Origin of the sequence: Methylomicrobium album BG8 (assembly GCF_000214275.2) — a bacterium.
In the GTDB taxonomy this organism is placed as follows: Bacteria; Pseudomonadota; Gammaproteobacteria; order Methylococcales; family Methylomonadaceae; genus Methylomicrobium; species Methylomicrobium agile.
The window spans coordinates 134612-153493 of record NZ_CM001475.1; the positions used below are offsets into that span (position 1 = coordinate 134612).

The window sequence follows — 18882 nt, forward strand, 5'->3', positions numbered from 1 at the left end:
TTTAAATGGTTGAGGATTTATATAAAGTCAGGCATAAGCCGCGCTTCTCGAGCTTACATCGCAAGTGGCTGGCGTCGCTGAGCTTATTGCTGCTTTCCTTGGGTGTAGCTTTTGGCGCGTTGAATTACTGGTATCTGAAGGCACAGGTTAAAGCGCAGTATGCGCAAAGCCAGGCGTCCTGGACCGCTGAATTGAAGGGCTTGATTAAACATTCGGTAGATCGGCTGCAGCGTCTCAGCATCGTGATTGCCTCGTTGGGCAATTTGTCGGACCGATTGAAGTCGCACGACGGTACGATTCGGTCAACTGAACTCGAACGAAAGTTCTCCAGCGTGCGTTACGAGTTGGATGTCGAAAGAATCGTTATTTTCGATAAGCAGGGCGCGATCCGCTGGAATTGGGCACCGGATAGCAGCAGTGCCGTTTCGATGCAATCGATGATGGACGCCATTGCGCATGCGAAACAGAGCGAACAGCCGGGGGCTGTTTTAGACTGCCAGCTGCAATGCGAACTGAACGTGGTGATGCCATTGCTGGCGGATGGCGAACACGTCGGATTCATCGGCATGAGCCAACGCATTACCGACTTGGTAATGGAGTTTTCTACCGCAACCGGCGTGGATATAGGCATTTTGGTGCCGGCCAGTATCGAAAGGATGGAACAGGTTTTTCCGGGATGGGGCTTGTATACCGCTGCCTTGACCCATGCTTCGGCATTAAGGCCCTTCATTGAGGATCTGTCGGAGCGTTACCCGTCGCCGGAGGATATTCCCCCCGATGTCTGGCTGCGATGGAAGGATAATTTTTATGTCTTCCATGTTGTTCCTCTTAAGCACATCATTTCCGGTGCAAGGGGTTATCTGGTTTTCATCTCCGATGTTACGGAAGATACGGTTGCATTGAAAACGACCAACCGTAACAGTCTGTTTTTGATACTCGGGTCGCTGCTGCTTGCCGAGGTCTTTTTGTTTTTGCTGCTGCGCAAGCCGTTGCAACGGTTGAGCCATTTAGCACAAACCTTGCCTCTGGTTGCGCGGGGATGGTATGCACAGGCTTATCAGGCGTTCAATGTGTTGGGACGCTTTCCCAAAAAACAGGACGAAATCGATTTGCTGTATGAGACTTCGATCGACCTGACGCATCAAATCGAGGAGAGTCAGCTGGCCCTGGCTGCTGATAGAGACTTCATTCAAGGTATTCTGGACAGTGTGCAGGTGATGATTTTAACGCAGACGCGCGACGGCAGGCTGCACATGGTAAACCGGTATATGTCCGAAATGCTGGGACGTCCGCCGGAGCACCTGAAGAAAAATCTGTTCGTCGACCTGCTCGAAGGGAACGAAGGCAAAGAGCAATATCAGAACAACCAGATCCATTTATTCTCGTCTTCCCTGCACCGTCTCGAACACGAAGGGTCGATTATCGATGCCAGCGGCGAACTGCGCCATATTATCTGGATTCATACTTTTCTAGGCTCCATGTATCAAGACGACGCGGTCGTGCTGTCCGTCGGAATGGATGCGACTGACCGTATCGTGGCCGAAAACCGCAGCCGCTGGCTTGCTCACCACGATCCTTTGACGGGTTTGGCAAATCGGCTGCGGTTTCATGAAGAACTCGAAAGAAGCTTTGCCGATGCGGTACGCAGCGGTAATTCCAGCGCACTGCTGCTGCTCGATCTGGATTATTTCAAAACGATCAACGATAGCAGCGGTCATGCGGCCGGGGATGCGCTGCTGGTCATTCTTGCCAATGAACTCCGTGCGCGTGCGCGCAAATCCGACCTGATCGCCCGGCTGGGCGGCGACGAATTCGCTGTGTTGATGCCGACAACCGGACAGGTGGGGGCCGAAACCTTCGCCGCTTCCCTGAATGAGCGGTTGAAGGAGCGTAAATTCCAGTTCGGAAATAAAGAGTACCGGATTTCGGCAAGTATCGGCATTGCCTTGCTGCCCCAACATGGCAAGGATGTGGAAGAGCTGATGGTCAATGTGGATATGGCGATGTATGAAGCGAAAAAGAACGGTAAAGGACGATGGTGTTTATATTTTTCTGATCAGGAATCCATTTTAAACAAGAACGTCGTGAAGGCTCGATAATAAGATAAATTTCCCTTACAGTTTTTACCTTAAGCAAGGTAGATTAGAGTTTATAGTGACGACAATATGAACAAAAGTTATTTGTTACCTTCTAAATGGTTTAATAATGTCAAATCGAAATTTAATTACATTAATTTTTTTAAAATTAAAGCCTCGATTATAGAACAACAAAATACGGCTGAAGAGCTATCTATGGCAGCAATAATGCGAGATGCTGAAAAAAAAGGCTTCGTAGTTCATAAGCTGGATAGTAGCTTGATTGTCTCAATCAAAAAGCCTTCTGATTCCCATTTTAATGCCAAAACACAAAATCTAGAATCATTGTCATTGAGTTCAACACCTTCGGACGGATGGGTCGTACCGGATAGATTGCTTAATCTGAGGCAGTTTATTAAGAATGCCCCACAGGTTTATAGAGACAGAACTTATCCTTTTAATCTAGGATTCATCGATGGGGTTGAAATTAAGGGAGTTTGCAAGTTTGTTAAAACACCAGAACGAAAGATATTTATTAATCCTCACTTTTTTGGACTAGAAAATTATAGCGTTCAGTGGCTTCACGATATGAATATCGTACCAGGTCCGACAAATACACATCAGCTATCGCAAGATCTTTTCTGCCAAGTACAAAGTCGAGTGGCAAAGATGCAAAAGACCAATATTGCATTACTTGCTGCCGCAACTCTACCAACAGTAGGGGAAGAGGCATTAAAAATCGCTAGCGATGTTAATGCATGGTTGTTTATTAATGATGACTTATTGGATTCCAGAAATTCAGATATCAATAAAAATAAACAACTGGTTTCTGAAATTTTTGATGAATATTTAAAAGCCATAAAGGGAGAAGATTATGCATTGCCTTCCAACCTCCCTGATAATAAAGGATCGATTATTTTAGGTTTATTGAATGGACTGCAAAATATAGGCGAAAGGCTAAGAGAAATAGTAGAACCTTCTCTAACCAAATATATATATGAAGGTTTCTTGAAGTACAAAAATGGTTGCGTAACTGAAGCTGGAACACGAACAAAGCAAGCAGATTTGGCTGAAGGCAAATCTGGTATTGATCTTCAAATATCCTTATCTTTACTTAATGCTACAAGACATCATGCAGGCTCGGTTGATTTCGTGCTTGAAATTGCCTTTGCTTTACAAAATATATCTCTAACTCAGAAAGAACGGGAGATTTTGGAGGACAATCATCTTTTTCGTCTTGGAAAAGATCATATCTGCTATTTTAATGATGTGCTTTCCGGAAGCAAAGAAAAGAATGAAGGTTTACATGAAAACCTTGTTCTTCATTATATGGAAATAAACCCAGAACTTACTTTTAAAGCAGCAGTCGATGCGGTAATGAAAGAAGTCAATACCTGTGCAGCAGAGTTTCAGATTAAAAAACAAGAAGCGATAATATGCTTAAAAGCCTCCGGTGAAGAAAGAGAAAAGCCAGTCGATATTGCACCACTATCTACCGCAATTGAAAGCATAGAAAACTGGATAGAAGGGCATGTTATTTGGGAGGTTTTATCTGTTGAAGGACGGCATCCAAAATTACTTGATACCCGTTTGAAGGAGACATTCGTTTAACATTTAGAGTATTTCTCTATTTGTTATAATCATAAACCGCATTTTGCAAAAAGTTTTGGCATTTCTCGGGTTAAATCTCATTAAGCCAGGTGCCCAGGATTTGCCAAAGCTGATCGACGATCCGTTCCGTGGCTTTGCGCGGAAGGACTTTCAGCTTGGCAAACCTCTGTTCAATTGGATTCAAGGCCGGGCTATAAAAGGGGGGCAGGTATTTCAAGGCGGCGCCTTACGCTGCCATTGCTGCGAAATCAGACCATCTTATGGGTCGGGTCGGAAATTGTCATAGATGACGAGATCGTCGGGCTGCAAAGTCGATTCGAGCTGCTGAGAGCGCAGGTATTCCTTAGATAATCACTGTTTTATCAAGAAACACCAGCTTGAGCACATCAATGCGATTGTCATCGATATCCTTTCATTTGTCGCGGCACAGATCTTTCACCGGCTTGAAAGACCGGCGATGGATGCTCAAAGGTCCGAACTCTGCCAGTTCGGACAGATGTTGCCGGGTGCCGTAACCTTTATGCAGATCGAACGCAAAGCCGGGAAATTCTTTTGCATAGTCCGCCATGGTCCGGTCGCGGTGGACTTTGGCGAGGATAGAAGCCGCGCTGATGGCCGGAATCTTCCGGTCGCCCTGCACGATTGCCCGGGCCGGGACCGCTAAAACCGGCAGGCGGTTGCCGTCGACCAGGACGTGGTCCGGCGGGATTGATAGCTGCGCGACCGCCCGCTGCATGGCCAGCAGCGTGGCTTGCAGAATGTTCAGCCGGTCGATCTCCGCTACGCTAGCTTCGGCAATGGACCAGGCCAGGGCGTTTTCCCGAATGGCCTGATAAAGCGCCAGCCTTTTCTTCTCACTCAGCGTTTTCGAATCGGCTAGGCCGCTTATCGGTTTTTTCGGGTCGAGGATGACGGCGGCAGCCGCGACCGGTCCCGCCAAAGGGCCCCGCCCGGCTTCGTCGACGCCGGCGATCAGCCCGGATTCCGCAAGAATGACGTCCGCCATTGCGTAAACAGGTCCCATGCGCGGCTAGCGTAAAATGCCGCGGCTGACATGGCGCAAGAAATCTGCGAATTCGCCTAAATGGGTATTTTCTTCGTCAAGGTTCAGCAGCTCATCAATCGCATCTTCGAGACGGAGATTCATCTTGTAAACGATTTTGTACGCTTTCCTGATCAGCCGAATGTCTTCGGGAGAAAACCCGTTGCGCTCCATTCCGACCGTGTTGATCCCATGAGGTCGGGTGGGTTTGCCGCCGACCATCACGAAAGGCGGCACGTCCTGGGTGATCGCACTGCCCATTGCAGCAAAGCTGTACTGGCCGATTTTGGTAAACTGGTGGACCAGTGTAAAACCGCCAAGAATCGCGTGGCTGCTCAGACTGACATGGCCGGCCAGAGAAGCGCCGTTGGCCATCACGACATGATCGCCTATCATGCAGTCGTGCGCGACATGGGTGTAGGCCATGAATAAATTGTCGTTGCCGATTTTGGTAAGGCTGTTATCCTGCTGCGTCCCCCGATGCATCGTGGTGAACTCGCGGATCGTGTTGCGATCGCCGATTTCGAGCCGGGTCAGTTCGGCGGCATATTTCTTGTCTTGAGGGTCTTCGCCTATCGAAGAAAATTGGAAGATGCGATTATCTTTACCAATGGAAGTCGGTCCTTTGATGACTACATGCGGGCCGATGACGGTGCCTGAATCAATCTTTACGTCGGCACCGATGATCGTATAGGGTCCGATGGAAACGTCGCCGGCCAATTCAGCGCGTTTATCGATAATGGAAGTTGGATCGATCAAAATTAATTTACCACGGCTGCACAGCGGATTTCAGCGCTGGCGATGAATTCGCCATCGACTTCGGCCGAGCAATCGAATGCCCAGATATTGCGCTTGCTTTTCAAGAATTTGGCTTCCAGCATCAATTGATCGCCGGGAACGACGGGGCGTTTGAATTTGGCCTTGTCGACGCTGACCAGATAATAAATCATCCCGCTGAGTTCTTCAGGAGCCGTTTCGGAGGCCAGAAGGCCGGTCGTCTGCGCCATCGCTTCGATGATCAATACGCCCGGCATAATCGGTTTTTGGGGAAAATGGCCCTGAAAAAAAGGTTCGTTATAAGTAACGTTTTTGACTCCCAGCAACCGGACTCCAGGTTCACACTCGATGACCTTGTCGACCAGCAGAAAGGGATAGCGATGTGGTAAAAAGTTCTGTATTTGTAAAATATCTAACTTGATGGACATGGTGCGGATCGCTTTGATGATGAGGATGCGATTCCCGTCATTCAAATTACGAATGGCGTCGAGGGATGGAATCCGTCCGGAGGCATGATCGCTGCCATTCGTATCGATTTAAACTAAAGGAAATAGAGGAGGCGCTGGCCGGGCTATTGCGCCGATGCCAGTTTTTTCTGAACTTGAGCGGTAATATCCAGTTTGTCGTTGGCGTAGAGTACACCGTCATACAAGACGAGGTCGAAGCTTTGCTCTTTCGCGATCGCCTGAACGGCCTCGATGATGCGACGCTGCAATTTGCCGAGCTCCTGGTTTTTGCGGGTATTCAAGTCGTAGCCGGTCTCTTCGCTGGCTCGTTTATAATCGAGCGATTTGTCCCGCAGCTTTTTTTCCAGATTGGTACGCTCGCTTTCGCTCATCACCGCGCCGTCGCGGTTCAATTTGTCTTCAAGGGATTTGAGCTCGGTTTCCATCGATTTGATTTTCTTCACGCGCGATGAAAATTCCTGTTCGAGCCGCTTCAATTCGGGAGCTTCCTTGAGCACTGTATTCATATAGACGATGCCCACTTTGAGCTCGGCCAGGCACACGTTCGAAGCGAGCAGCAAGCCCAGGAATAATGCAATTTTGGTTTTCATTGTGGATCAATTCTCCAGAGGATCGAAAATGTAGGAAATAGAGGTAAACTTTAATAGATTATAGGGGATAAGTAGGTTTAAGCCAAAACAACTTGCACTTTAAAAATTCTGCCCGAAGTTGAATTGAAATATCTGTTTCTGATCGCCCGGATCGGTTGGAGTTCCTGATTTGGCGTTCAGCGGCAATGCGGCACTGACCGACAACGCGCCAAACGGCGATAGCCATTCGCCGGAGATGCCGGTGGAGTATTTCAAGTCGCCAAAATTGAAACCGTCCTCGACCGTGCCCGCATCGAGAAAGGTTCCCAGCCGGACCGATTTGACATCAGATAGAAACGGCACCGGAAAAAACAATTCGGCATTGCCGATGATTTTGGTGGAGCCGCCAAAAGGATTGTTGGCGACCCTCTTGCCGGGAATGCAACCCGTTCCCCCGCTAGGGCAAATGTGGTCCCTGGGGCCGAGCGTATTGTTCCTATAACCCCGTACCGAGCCGGTGCCGCCTGCGAAATAATTCTCGAAGAAAGGCAGCTTATCGGTATCGCCGTAGCCGTCTCCGTAGTCGACTTCCCCGTGCAGCCGGAAAGTCAAATCCTGGGCGACCGGAATGTAAAGCTGATGCTTGTAGCTGACCTTGAAATATTCCAGATCGCTTCCGGGAACGGTGGCGAGAGCGGAAAAGCGCTGTTGTCCTCCCTTGGTCGGGAAAATTGCCTTGTTCAGCGTATCGTGAGACCAACTGACTGCCGGAGCGAACGTAAAAAAACTGTCGCCTTGCTGTTTGATGAAATCAGAAATTTCGATCGAGGAAAAGTCGGTTTTTTTTAGAGAAGTATGCTTGATGTCCGCATCGAAGCGCAGGCTATCGAACTCGTTCAACGGAATCCCGAAATTGATGCCGGCATTGGCGACATCGGTGGAATACCGGGCGATGTTGATCGTACTGGCATCGCGGCTGGTATAGCCGAGGTTGTAGCCCTGGCTGACTCCGTCCACGTTGAAATACGGATTGAAGAAGCCGAATTGGTAACTGGTCAGGTAGTCGCTGTTGTTGAAGGCCAAATTGACCCGCTTACCGGAACCGAAGATGTTGTCCTGCGAAATGTTCGCATTCAGCACGATGCCCTGCACCTGCGAAAAACCGACACCGGCCGACAAGTTGCCCGAGGCTTTTTCGGTGACTTTGTAATTCACGTCGATCTGGTCGGCGGTGCCGACGACCTGCGGCGTTTCGACGTTTACGTCCTCGAAATAACCCAGCCGTTCGAGGCGCGTTTTCGAGCGTTCGATTTTGGACCCCGAGGCCCAGCTCGCTTCCATCTGCCGCATTTCCCGGCGCAGCACTTCGTCGCGCGTTTTGGTGTTGCCGGCAAAATTGATATGGCGCACATACGCGCGTTTGCCCGGATCGACGAAAAAAGTCATCACGACCGTTTTGTCTTTTTCGTTGATTTCCGGGACCATGTTTACGTTCGCGAAGGTATAGCCTTCGTCGCCCAGACGGTCCGAGATCGCCTTTGAGGTTTCGGTGGCCTGCTTCCGGGAAAAAATTTCGCCGGGGCCGATGCTCACCAGTTTGATCAACTGCTCGGGCGGCACGATCAGATTGCCGGCCAGTTTGACCTTGTCCAGCGTGTAGACATCCCCTTCCTTCACGTTGATCGTGACGTAAATGTCTCTTTTGTCGGGGGTAATCGCGACCTGGGTCGATTCGATCGAGAAATTGATGTAACCCCGGTCCAGATAATACGAACGCAGGGTTTCCAGGTCGGCGGACAGTTTTTGCTTGGAATACTGGTCGTTCTTGGTATAGAACGATAGCAGGTTGGTCGTGCTCAATTCCAACTGCTTGAGCAGGGTTTCGTCATCGAACGCCTTGTTGCCGACGATGTTGATCTGCTTGATCTTGGTGACGCGGCCTTCGGAAATTTTGATATGGATGCCGACCCGGTTGCGGGTCAGATTGGTCACCTCGGTCTTGATCTTCAGCGCGTACTTGCCGTGGCTCAGATACTGGCGGTTCAATTCCTGCTCGACCTTGTCGAGCACCTGCTTGTTGAACACCTTGCCTTCGGACATTCCAATCGAGTCCAGGGCTTTGGTCAGGTCTTCCTTGCTCAGATCCTTGTTGCCTTCGATCAGGATCTTGGCGATCGAGGGACGCTCGACCACGTTCACGATCAGGGTGGAACCTTTCCGTTCGAGCGAGACATCTTTGAAAAAGCCGGTCTTGAACAGCGCCTTGATTGCGGGGCCGGCATTATCCAGCGAAAACCGTTCGCCGACGTTGATAGGGAGATAATTGTAAACAGTGCCTTGGGAGATCCGCTGCAAGCCCTTGACTTTGATATCGGTCACGATGAAGTCCTCGTCGGCTGCAACTGCCTGGGATAACAGCAGGTACAGCGACAACAGGCGGGCAATCGGTTTAGACATCATTCGGCAGGTGAAAGAGAACGGCAATCTCTGATTTGTAGGGGGCTCGGCCGGATTATAACATAAGAATTTGTTTGTACAGCTTATGCCCGGTTTATCGAGAAACTGACGACATCCCCGATGGATGGTTTGCCGAACAGCACCATCAGCAAACGGTCGATCCCGATCGCGATACCCGAGCAGTCGGGCAAGCCCGCTCTTAACGCCGCGAGCAGACGCTCGTCTTTTAACGCGACCGGCAATTTTTGTTGGCGGCGAGCCGCGAGTTCCTGATCGAAACGCCGGTTTTGCTCCTCCGGATCGGCTAATTCAAAAAAGCCGTTGCCCAGTTCGACGCCATCGATGAACAGCTCGACCCGGTCGGTAATCAGAGGATCGTGTTCATTCAGGCGCGCCAGCGAAGATTGGCAGGCCGGATAGCCGTATACCATGCACAAACGGCCGATTCCCAGATGCGGCTGAATCCGGTGGCTGAACAGGAAATCGAGCCAAGTCGCATGATCATCCCCGCAAACCGTGACCGCTTCCGGAAGTCCGGAAGCCTCGGCATAAGCGCGATAATCGGCAGGCGAGAATTCGGCTGCGTTCAGGCGGGTATAGTCGGCAAACAGCGAACAGTAACCGAACCGCTGCGCCGGCTCCAGCGCTTTGATGCCTGCGAATAAGCTTCCGATCAGCGCCTCGCATTCGTCCATCAGGTCGGCCAGGCAAAAACCGACCCGGTACCATTCCAGCATCGTAAACTCGGGATTGTGAAAGCGGCCGGCTTCGCCGTTCCGGAATGCCTTGCAAATTTGATAAATGGAACCCGAACCCGCAGCCAAAAGGCGTTTCATCGCAAATTCGGGAGATGTCTGCAAATACATCGCTTGCCGTAAGGGAGGAAAATCGAACTCGGTGCGGAAAAAAGCCAGTTGCGGGTCGGTTCCGATGGCCTGGCTCAGCAGCGGTGTTTCGACTTCGAGCACGTCCCGTGCACGGAAGAACTCGCGGATCTGCCGTAAGAGCTCCGCTCTTTGCCGCAAAAACTCGATGGAACAGCCGGGCCGCCAGTCGGCGCCGGAAAGATTGCCTGGATGGATCATGAGTGAAATTGTAGGGTACGCTGTGCGTACCTTGCCGAGAGGGTTGCGGAATGCGTTAGATATCAAGGCACGCGAAGCTTACCCTGCAAAAATGCTGCCGGGCCGCGATAAAGGCCAACCCGGCTGAAAGTCTTAATGGGAAAATGCGAGATTGTCGCTCAATCTTTCACGCGGGAAATATACTCGCCGGTCCGGGTATCGACCTTGATCACTTCGCCGGTCTGTACGAACAGCGGCACGCGCACGACCGCGCCGGTTTCCAGCTTGGCCGGTTTGCCGCCGCCGCCCGAGGTATCGCCGCGCACGCCCGGATCGGTTTCGACGATCGCCAGTTCGACGAAATTTGCCGGCGTGACGGCCAACGGCGCGTCGTTCCACAAGGTCACGGTGCAGTTGTCCTGGTCTTTCAGCCATTGCGCCGCATCGCCGACCGTTTTTTCGTCGGCCTGATACTGTTCGAACGTGTCCGGCTTCATGAAGTGGCGGAAAGAACCGTCGTTGTAGAGATACTGCATTTCGACATCGACCACATCGGCGCCTTCGAGCGTTTCGCCGGACTTGAAGGTTCTTTCGATCACCCGCCCGGTTTTCAGATTGCGGATCTTGACCCGGTTGAATGCCTGTCCCTTGCCCGGTTTTACGAATTCGTTTTCGATGATCGCGCAGGGATCGTTATCCAGCATGACTTTGAGCCCGCCTCTAAATTCATTGGTGCTGTATGTGGCCATTTTTTCCTCGAACCTAAAACAATGTAAAATCCCACCATTATAATAGAGGCTTTTGCCAATAGAAACCTCGAAAACGCCCTTTCATGCCGGAACTCAACGAACAAACCGACCATTTTGCAAAAAACTGGCAGCGGCAGCTTGCCGAAGCTTTCACCGACATCGACGAATTCTGCGCTTATCTGAATCTTTCGGTCGAGCAATTGCCCGTATCGAAAGCGGCCGCTAAAAGCTTTGCGCTGAAAGTTCCGCGCAGCTTCGCCGAAGCCATCGAAAAAGGCAATCCCCACGATCCGCTGCTTCGGCAAGTGTTGCCGATTCGGGATGAAATGCTTTTTTTTCCGGGCTATAGCGACAATCCGGTCGGCGATCTCGAAGCGTCGAACGCCGCGGGCGTGTTGCACAAATACCGCGGCCGGGTCTTGCTGATCAATACCGGCAGTTGCGCGATCAACTGCCGCTACTGCTTCCGCCGCAGCTTTCCCTACGCGGACCTGCAGCTCGGTAAGGAGAAGGAAATCGCCGCGCTGCGTTATATCCGCGAGAACCCGGACATTACGGAAGTGATCCTGAGCGGCGGCGACCCTTTGCTGTTGAGCGACGAGCGCCTGCGGCGTCTGTTCCGGCAGATCGCCGGGATTGCGCATGTGAAACGGGTCCGGATCCACAGCCGCCTGCCGATCGTGCTGCCGGCCCGGATCACCCAAAGCCTGCTCGAAGTTCTGAGCCAAAGCGCCAAACCGGTCGTGCTGGTTGTGCATTGCAACCATTCGAACGAACTCACCGACCGGGTCGCCGAAGCCTGTCGTCCGCTCAAACAAAAAGGCATGATCTTGTTGAACCAATCGGTGCTTTTGCGCGGAGTGAACGATAAGGCAGCCGATCTGGTTGCGCTGAGCGAGCGCCTATTCGATTGCGGCATCATGCCCTACTATCTGCACCTCTTGGACAAAGTCAGCGGCGCGGGTCATTTCGAAGTCGGCGAAGCCGAGGCTTTGGAACTGGTGCGGCGAATGTCGGCCGAATTGCCCGGTTATCTGGTGCCGAAGCTGGTCAAGGAAATCGCCGGCGCCGATTCGAAGCAAAGGATTTTATAAATTCCCGATTTCCCTCGCAAACTCGGAAAGTCAGGCCGGCTTGTCCGTAGTCAAAAAACAGCGGTTGAACTATACTGGGTTGCAGTCGCTTTCCGAACCTTTGGTCAAAGTTTTTAGCATATTTATCAGATACTAGGTACTGTCATCATGTCGATAATCAATGGAAGTTCCAAGAACGATGTATTGAAAAGTTTGGCCGGAGATGACGATTTGACGGGAGGAGAAGCCGGCATACCGACGGGTATTTTTAACGGCGTCGATACGGCGCTCTTTAGCGGAAAATATGCCGACAGCGCGACGGGGGTTGCCAATTACACTTTGACGGCGGCCTACGACGAGTCGTTCGGTTATTATCTGGGGGTTACCGATAACAATGACGCCGACGGCGTCTCGGACGGCTCCGATCGTGTGCGGGCGGACATCGAAATCGTGCGCTTTGCCGATAGCGCCAGTGCCGACCCGAAGCCGACGTTCCTGTCCCTGACTCAGGAAATGGTGGCCAATGGGCTGACCGCCGGCAATCAAACCAATACTACGGTGTTAGCGCTTGCGAACGGTGGCTTTCTGAACTTTTGGCTGAGCGGGGACGGCTTTTATTTCAGGAAATTCAATAATGACACGACCAGCGACCGTTTCGAAACAAAACTGCTCGATAGCGTAAACGATGGCTTGAGTTCCGACATCACCGTCGCCAATTTCAACGACGGAAGCTTTGTCGTTGCCTGGAGTTCCGCGGATGCCGACGGTACGGGCGTTTATGCCCAGCGCTTCGATGCCAATGGAACGGCGGTTTCCCCTAAATTCCGCGTGAACGACACCATTACCGCGGATCAAGGGAGTCCGGCCATTGCCGTATTGTCCGACGGCGGTTTTGTGGTTGCCTGGGTATCGGAAAATCAAGGCGATTCCATTCACGACGGCCAGAGCTTCGGCGACGACCCGAATCAATCGGGCGTTTTTGCGCAATGGTACGACGCGAGTGCCGTGCCGGTTCCAATCGGCTGGGAAGTCAAAGTCAGCGACAGCGGCGCGGCGCATCCGTTCCTCAGCGCGCTCGACAACAACCGCGTCGTCATCGGTTATGAAGGCATCTCGACCGGAACCGAGAAAATGACGATGAATGCCAAGATTTTCGACGATTACGGAAACGTCGAAAGTTATCTTTACGATTCGCAAAGCCATCCGGACATCGCGGACGGAAGCGGGCCGGGCGATGGGTATGATGCTTATGACGACCAGCTCGCTTCCATCTATGCCGATTACGCTGAAAGTCCGTTCAACATTAACTACGCCATCGAACCCAAAGCGCAAGTTTTTGATGATGCGGGCAATGCTATCGAAAACGAGCTTCGCCAGGAGACGAAAAACGCCGTTGCCGCCACCTTGACGCTGAATCATAAAACGGTGGTGGTTTGGCAGGCGCCTGTCGATCCCTACTTGATAGTTCCACCAACCGGCCAGGCGCGCGTCGACTACGATCGCAGCATCATGCTGCGCTTGTACGATAACGCGACGGGCGAGGCGCTGACTCAGGAAATCAAGGCCAATACTTTTACGCGCTACGATCAAAAGGAGCCCGCGGTGGCGGCGCTCAAGGACGGAGGCTTCGTCGTGGTCTGGCAGTCCATGTTGCAGGACGGCAGTTATCGCGGCATTTACGGGCAGAAATTCGACAACGACGGCAACAAAGTCGGCGACGAATTCCAGATTAACACCAAGGTGGCGGATTCGCAAAAAGAACCGTCCGTCACCGGACTTGGCGATGGCGGTTTTGTCGTTTCGTGGGTGGCGGAATATCAGGATGGCAATCAACAAGGCAAATACCAGAATGGTTTGTCGGGCACCGAAATCATCATGCAACGCTTCGATAAAGACGGCAACAAGATGGGGCTGTCAATCGCCGGTGGCGTGGACGATGACATTCTGAACATCGGGGGATCGCTGCCCATTCAAATGGATGGCGCGGACGGTAACGACCGACTGACTTCCGGGGACGGAAACGATACCTTGCGAGGAGGGGACGGCAACGATATTCTGGATGCCGGCAAGGGGAACGATTTTATGGTCGGCGGAGCCGGGGACGACCGCTTCATCGCCGGCGAAGGAAACGATTTCATTTACGGAGGAGCGGGCTCGGATACCCTTGTGCTGCTGGGCAGTAAACTGGATTACGAAGTCAAGAAAATCGGCAGCGGTTTTACCGTTCGTTCCTTGAATACGAATTATGCCGATATGGGCACCGATACGCTGCAGGGCGTCGAGTATTTGGAGTTCGCCGTCAAAACCGGCGAAACGGACGACGGCATCATCAGCCTGAACAGCTTCGGTTCGGGAGGCACGGGCGGTTCGGGAGGCTCCGGCAACACGATCGACGTGGCGGGGATCGAGCTTTCCGACTTCGACCTCAAGCATGCGAATACCTTGTCGGGAACGGATAAAAACGACACGCTGGCCGGCGGCAACACCAAGGGCGCTCCCGATACGCTGCAGGCCGGCAATGGCGATGACCTGTATATCGCCCTGGGCAAGGCGCTGATCATTTACGATAGCGGGGGCAACGATACCTTGCAGGTATCGACAATCAATGTCGACCTGTCCCAACCTTATAGCAGCAAGAATAAAATCAAGGGATTGCAGTATATCGAAAATGTCGAATTGGCCGGGAAAAAAGCCTTGAAGCTCGTTGGCAACGACGACAATAACATCCTGATCGGCAATGATGGCAACAACAAGATTATCGGCGGCGCCGGCAGCGATATCATTTCGGGAGGAAAAGGCAAGGATACCCTGACCGGAGGGGATGACGGCGATATATTCGTTTTCAAAGACATTTTATCGAAAAGCAATGTGGATCTGATTACCGATTTCGAGAGCGGTTCGGACAAGATCCGCCTGAGCTCCGTTATCTTTAAAAACCTCGATTCAGACAATGACGGCATCATCAATTTCGAAAGCGCTCCCGGCTTGAAAAGAGCGCAAACCGATACGGCGTCTTTTATCGTTTACGATACGAAAAGCGGTAAATTGTATTACGACGAGGCTGGAAAAAGCCCCGTGCTTTTCGCCAAACTGGCCGCTACCGGCGATGGCGGGCAAGCCGGCGGACCGGCCCCCACCGAGGTTACGAGCGGCGGGTTTGGGGCTTCCTCGGGAAGCGGTCAGAATTCATCCGGAACCGGAACCGGTTTTGGTTCCGGGCCAGCAAGCCCCCCCGAAGTCGTACCCATCGGAACCAAGACTTTCCCGGATCTGTTGGTCACCGATTTCGACTTGCTCATTTAACCATCAGCGAGAGTATTTGGATTGGGTCGGTCATCCCTTTTCCCGGGTTTCCCCGTCGGCCGCTTATCCTCTATTGCCCGGCTTGGGTTACACCCCCAAGGGCAAAAGCCGCTGTAGGGTACGCTCGACTGCATGGGCAGAGATTTGTTCCTCGGCAACCGCTCCCTGCGTTGCCCTACCTCCTGTATCCCTACAGTCGTGCAATCTCTGCATTCACGCCATCCATGGGGTTCATGCAGGAGGTAGATCGCGTCGGGAACACGCGATCGAGAACAATGCAGCTGTAGGGTACGCTGTGCGTACCACGGAGGGTGAAACGGTACGCACAGCGTACCCGCAGCAACGCAAGCTGGCCTTGTCGAGCAAGGAATGGACGGTCGAGCCCGGCGGCACCCAGCGCGCCGACAAGGCCGCGGCGGATTTTATCAAAGAGCAGCTCGATCACATCCTGTTCGATCGGTTGACCGAAAAGATGCTGTCCGGCCTGTTTTGGGGTTATGCCGTATCGGAATGCCTGTGGGCGCGCGACGGTCAATTCATCGCCCTGGCCAACGTGAAAGTCAAGAAGCAGCGCCGTTTCGGCTTTGCGCCGGACGGCTCGCTGCGGTTGTTGACCTCGCGGGCGCCGCAAGGCGAGGCACTGCCGGCGCGCAAGTTTTGGGCCTATGCGACCGGCGCCGACGACGATGACGATCCGTATGGGCTGGGCCTGGCGCACTGGCTGTATTGGCCGACGTTTTTCAAGTTGTCGGTCGTCAAGTGACTAACCGACTGGAACTTTCCCGGCGCCCAGCCGCCGCGCGTGTGGCGCGAAGTCGAAGAACCGGAAGATTTGAAGGCCCGCGCCGATCGCGACAAAGTGATATTCGATATGGGCTATAAGCCGACGCTGCAATACGTCAAGGATACGTATGGCGGCGAATTCGAGGCGAAGCCCGACGCCAATGCCGCCGCGGATGACCCGGTGGCGCTGGCAAACCGTCTGCCCGCCCGGCCGGATAACGCCGGGCGGAAGGCCGATAATCCAAAGGCGCAATTTGCCGAAGCCCGTCCGCTCGACGATCCGCCGGGCGAGATGGTGGCTCTGTTGGAGCGCGCCGCGCAACCGGCGGTCGATGGGCTGATGGAGGCGGTGCGCGGCGTGCTGCATTCGTCCGCGGACCTGCTCGAAGTGCGGGAGCGGCTGGCGGAGATCTTTCCGGCCTGGGACAAAGAAGCGCTGGCGGCGGTGTTCGCCGAGGCGTTTTTAGCGGCGGAGTTGGCCGGCCGGGGCGATGTGAACGAGGGGCGTTGATGACGACGCGTCCGAGTCTGCGGTAATGGGTGTCCGGTACGGCTCGCTGCCGTTCAAGGAACAGATTGCGTTTTGGCGCGCCAAAGAGCTGGTCCCGACCGAGCGCTGGAACGATCTTGTCCGCGAGCAGCACGATACGGCGTTTACCGTCGCCGGGGCCATGCAGGCCGATCTGCTGAGCGATCTGCACCAGGCGGTGACCAAGGCTATCGAGCAAGGCACCACGCTGGCCGAGTTTACCCGCGATTTCGAAGCGATCGTGGCGGCCCGCGGCTGGACGGGCTGGACCGGCGAAGACACCCAAGCCGGCCGGGCGTGGCGGGCGCGGGTGATCTACGAGACCAATCTGCACGCCTCGTACCAGGCCGGGCGCTGGGCACAGGTGCAGGCGGTCAAAAAATTCCGGCCGTACCTGATCTATCGCCATTCCGATGCGTCGATCCATCCGCGGGAGCTGCACGTCAGCTGGGATGGCCTGGTGGTGGCGCAGGACGATCCCTGGGTGCAGACGCACTGGCCGCCCAACGGCTGGGGCTGCAAGTGCCGGATGTTCGCCTTGTCCGAGCGCGACTTGCGCAAGCTGGGCAAGACCGGGCCGGACACGCCGCCGGATGACGGCCACTACGATTGGACCGATCCGAAGACCGGCGAGATTCACCGCTTTCCTCAAGGGATCGATCCGTTCTGGGACTATGCGCCGGGGCGGTCGCGGGCGGACGTGGTGCGGGAGCAGGCGTTGCGCAAGGCCGAGGGATTGCCGCCGGCGATGGGGGATGAGCTGAAGGCGTTTTTGAGCAGCCGCGACCCTCTGACGGACAAGTATTTCAACGGTCGCGTGGAGGTGCGCGATCCGGATGGGGTGATGCCAAAATTGGGTATAGATGCGGCTGGGGCGGCCAGTATGATGGGCGCACCGGATGGCAGCGTGATCGAATTGATAGCCGTCGATAATGCCTATGAATTCGAGGCAACCGGACCATTGTTACAAAACGCGATGCTGCGGCATTTGCAGGCGGATGTGAGCGGTCTTGTCATGCATAACGATTATTTTGCGCTGGAGCCGGCATTTCGCAAACAAAAAATTGGAACGCGCAGTTTTGCGCAGCAAGTGGCGACATTGGCTACTCTGGGAGTCGTCAGCATAGAGACGTATGCTGCGGGGTCTTTCGAGGAAAAAGCGTATAATGGCTATTATACGTGGCCGCGATTGGGCTACGATGCGCCGCTAACCGCCCAAGATATCGCCGCGTTGCCGCCGGAGTTGCGGACCGCGCGAAGCGTACTGGACCTGATGGCATCGGAAGCCGGCCGGGCGTGGTGGCAAACGCATGGCGGTCCACGGGAGATGGTGTTCGATTTGTCAGCCGGCAGCCGATCGCGGCGGATTTTACAAGCCTATCTGGAAAACCAGGGGATTCGATTATGAAATTCAATGTAGACCGTGAAAAGTTCGAACGCGCCATGAAAGAGCTGAAGCCCACAACCAAAGAAGAGCGGCGGCGCAGATTAGAAGAAGGGTACGCACGCGGCAATCGTGAGGAGCCGGATAATCTCGGCTTGGATGATGAGCTGGAATACCTTGAGAAGTTGCGCAATCAATAATCATGGCCGGCGCATTTATCGAAGTTGAGTTTGACGACCGCGCGGTACAGCAGCTGTTGCGGCGCCTGGTTGATCTGACGGGCGATTTGGAGCCCGCTTTCGCGGATATCGGCGAATATTTGACGAGAAGCCATGACGAACGCTTTGGTCGACAGGTTGCGCCGGACGACGAGCCGTGGAAGGAATTGTCCCCCAGCTACCTGGCGCGCAAGCCGAAAAACCAGGACAAGATCTTGACGCTGGAGGGTGATTTGCGGAGATCGCTGCATTATGAAGTCTCGGCCGATCAGCTGTTGTTCGGGACGGGTTCGAAGTACGGCGCGACGCACCAATACGGCGACCCGCGCCGGCATATTCCGGAGCGGCCGTTTTTGGGCGTATCGGATGACGATCGGGATGAGATTCTGGACATCATTCGCGATCATATCCAGGCCGCGCTGTGAGTTCTGCCATCGTCTATGGATTTCGAGCATTGCAAGGGCTGTTTTTGATCCGGGCTTTGTTCACGCCCTGAAGACCCCGTTTTGAGGGGCGAGCGCGCTGATTTTTTTATTTTCGCTCTGCGCAAATTATTTTTATTTTTCGTTCCGTTTTATCCCTCTTCATTTCGTTTCATTTCCATTTATCTCGCTTTTCCCCTTTCATTTATCTAATTTCTATTCAGCTGTGCGTACCGTGAAAGGTTGAATAGGGTACGCACAGCGTACCCTGAAAAGAATGATGGAGTTTGCAACATAAGGGGTGTTTAAAGAGCGTGTCTGCCCCGTTGTTGCCACCCGCGAGGTGCCTCATGCGCGCG

Annotated in this window: 16 protein-coding genes and 1 pseudogene; 9 read left to right on the forward strand and 8 right to left on the reverse strand. The window is 53.4% G+C overall.

Going from position 1 to position 18882, the window contains the following annotated elements:
* Positions 1 to 5 precede the first annotated feature (5 nt).
* Positions 6 to 2099, forward strand: a complete 2094-nt coding sequence (locus METAL_RS00665; protein WP_005368614.1) for a cache domain-containing protein — start codon at positions 6 to 8, stop codon at positions 2097 to 2099.
* Between the two features lie 66 nt (positions 2100 to 2165).
* The gene (locus METAL_RS00670) at positions 2166 to 3686 is read left to right on the forward strand and encodes a terpene synthase family protein (protein ID WP_005368616.1); all 1521 of its coding nucleotides are present in this window, start codon (positions 2166 to 2168) and stop codon (positions 3684 to 3686) included.
* Between the two features lie 120 nt (positions 3687 to 3806).
* Here the strand turns inward: METAL_RS00670 and METAL_RS00675 are convergent.
* The 8 genes and pseudogenes from METAL_RS00675 to efp form a co-directional block, all read right to left on the reverse strand.
* Positions 3807 to 3912 (reverse strand): annotated as a pseudogene (locus METAL_RS00675) (IS630 family transposase); the annotation flags it as partial.
* A gap of 186 nt (positions 3913 to 4098) precedes the next feature.
* A complete protein-coding gene (gene rnhB, locus METAL_RS00680; RefSeq protein ID WP_245549436.1) occupies positions 4099 to 4710 on the reverse strand; it encodes a ribonuclease HII in 612 nt (203 codons plus the stop codon).
* Positions 4711 to 4716: 6 nt separating this feature from the next.
* Positions 4717 to 5487, reverse strand: a complete 771-nt coding sequence (lpxA, locus tag METAL_RS00685) for an acyl-ACP--UDP-N-acetylglucosamine O-acyltransferase (RefSeq protein ID WP_005368620.1) — start codon at positions 5485 to 5487, stop codon at positions 4717 to 4719.
* A 2-nt stretch (positions 5488 to 5489) separates the two neighbouring features.
* Positions 5490 to 5933: a 3-hydroxyacyl-ACP dehydratase FabZ gene (gene fabZ / locus METAL_RS00690; protein ID WP_005368622.1), complete on the reverse strand. Its 444-nt coding sequence runs from the start codon at positions 5931 to 5933 to the stop codon at positions 5490 to 5492.
* A 143-nt stretch (positions 5934 to 6076) separates the two neighbouring features.
* Positions 6077 to 6562 carry an OmpH/Skp family outer membrane protein gene (locus METAL_RS00695; RefSeq protein WP_005368624.1) on the reverse strand — a complete coding sequence of 162 codons (486 nt, stop codon included), beginning with the start codon at positions 6560 to 6562 and terminating at the stop codon, positions 6077 to 6079.
* 99 nt (positions 6563 to 6661) lie between these two features.
* Positions 6662 to 9001: an outer membrane protein assembly factor BamA gene (gene bamA, locus METAL_RS00700; protein ID WP_031430401.1), complete on the reverse strand. Its 2340-nt coding sequence runs from the start codon at positions 8999 to 9001 to the stop codon at positions 6662 to 6664.
* An 80-nt stretch (positions 9002 to 9081) separates the two neighbouring features.
* On the reverse strand, positions 9082 to 10083 hold the full coding sequence (gene epmA / locus METAL_RS00705; protein ID WP_005368630.1) for an EF-P lysine aminoacylase EpmA: 1002 nt from the start codon (positions 10081 to 10083) through the stop codon (positions 9082 to 9084).
* 158 nt (positions 10084 to 10241) lie between these two features.
* Complete coding sequence (efp, locus tag METAL_RS00710; RefSeq protein ID WP_005368632.1) at positions 10242 to 10811, reverse strand: elongation factor P; 570 nt, start codon at positions 10809 to 10811, stop codon at positions 10242 to 10244.
* A gap of 83 nt (positions 10812 to 10894) precedes the next feature.
* Between efp and epmB the strand changes: the two genes are divergently transcribed.
* The 7 genes from epmB (at position 10895) to METAL_RS00745 (ending at position 18526) form a co-directional block, all read left to right on the forward strand.
* On the forward strand, positions 10895 to 11905 hold the full coding sequence (gene epmB / locus METAL_RS00715; protein WP_005368634.1) for an EF-P beta-lysylation protein EpmB: 1011 nt from the start codon (positions 10895 to 10897) through the stop codon (positions 11903 to 11905).
* Positions 11906 to 12052: 147 nt separating this feature from the next.
* Complete coding sequence (locus METAL_RS00720) at positions 12053 to 15187, forward strand: calcium-binding protein (RefSeq protein ID WP_005368635.1); 3135 nt, start codon at positions 12053 to 12055, stop codon at positions 15185 to 15187.
* Positions 15188 to 15482: 295 nt separating this feature from the next.
* Complete coding sequence (locus METAL_RS00725; RefSeq protein WP_169740947.1) at positions 15483 to 15950, forward strand: phage portal protein family protein; 468 nt, start codon at positions 15483 to 15485, stop codon at positions 15948 to 15950.
* A 39-nt stretch (positions 15951 to 15989) separates the two neighbouring features.
* Positions 15990 to 16481: a phage portal protein family protein gene (locus METAL_RS00730; RefSeq protein ID WP_040578260.1), complete on the forward strand. Its 492-nt coding sequence runs from the start codon at positions 15990 to 15992 to the stop codon at positions 16479 to 16481.
* Between the two features lie 25 nt (positions 16482 to 16506).
* Entirely contained in the window at positions 16507 to 17907 is a 1401-nt protein-coding gene (locus METAL_RS20265; RefSeq protein ID WP_005368638.1) for a phage head morphogenesis protein, read from the forward strand.
* Complete coding sequence (locus METAL_RS00740) at positions 17904 to 18083, forward strand: hypothetical protein (protein WP_005368639.1); 180 nt, start codon at positions 17904 to 17906, stop codon at positions 18081 to 18083. The genes METAL_RS20265 and METAL_RS00740 overlap by 4 nt, the downstream gene beginning before the upstream one ends.
* 2 nt (positions 18084 to 18085) lie before the next feature.
* Positions 18086 to 18526 (forward strand): phage virion morphogenesis protein, encoded by a 441-nt coding sequence (locus METAL_RS00745; RefSeq protein WP_005368642.1) that lies wholly within the window; start codon positions 18086 to 18088, stop codon positions 18524 to 18526.
* The last annotated feature ends 356 nt before the right edge of the window (positions 18527 to 18882 follow it).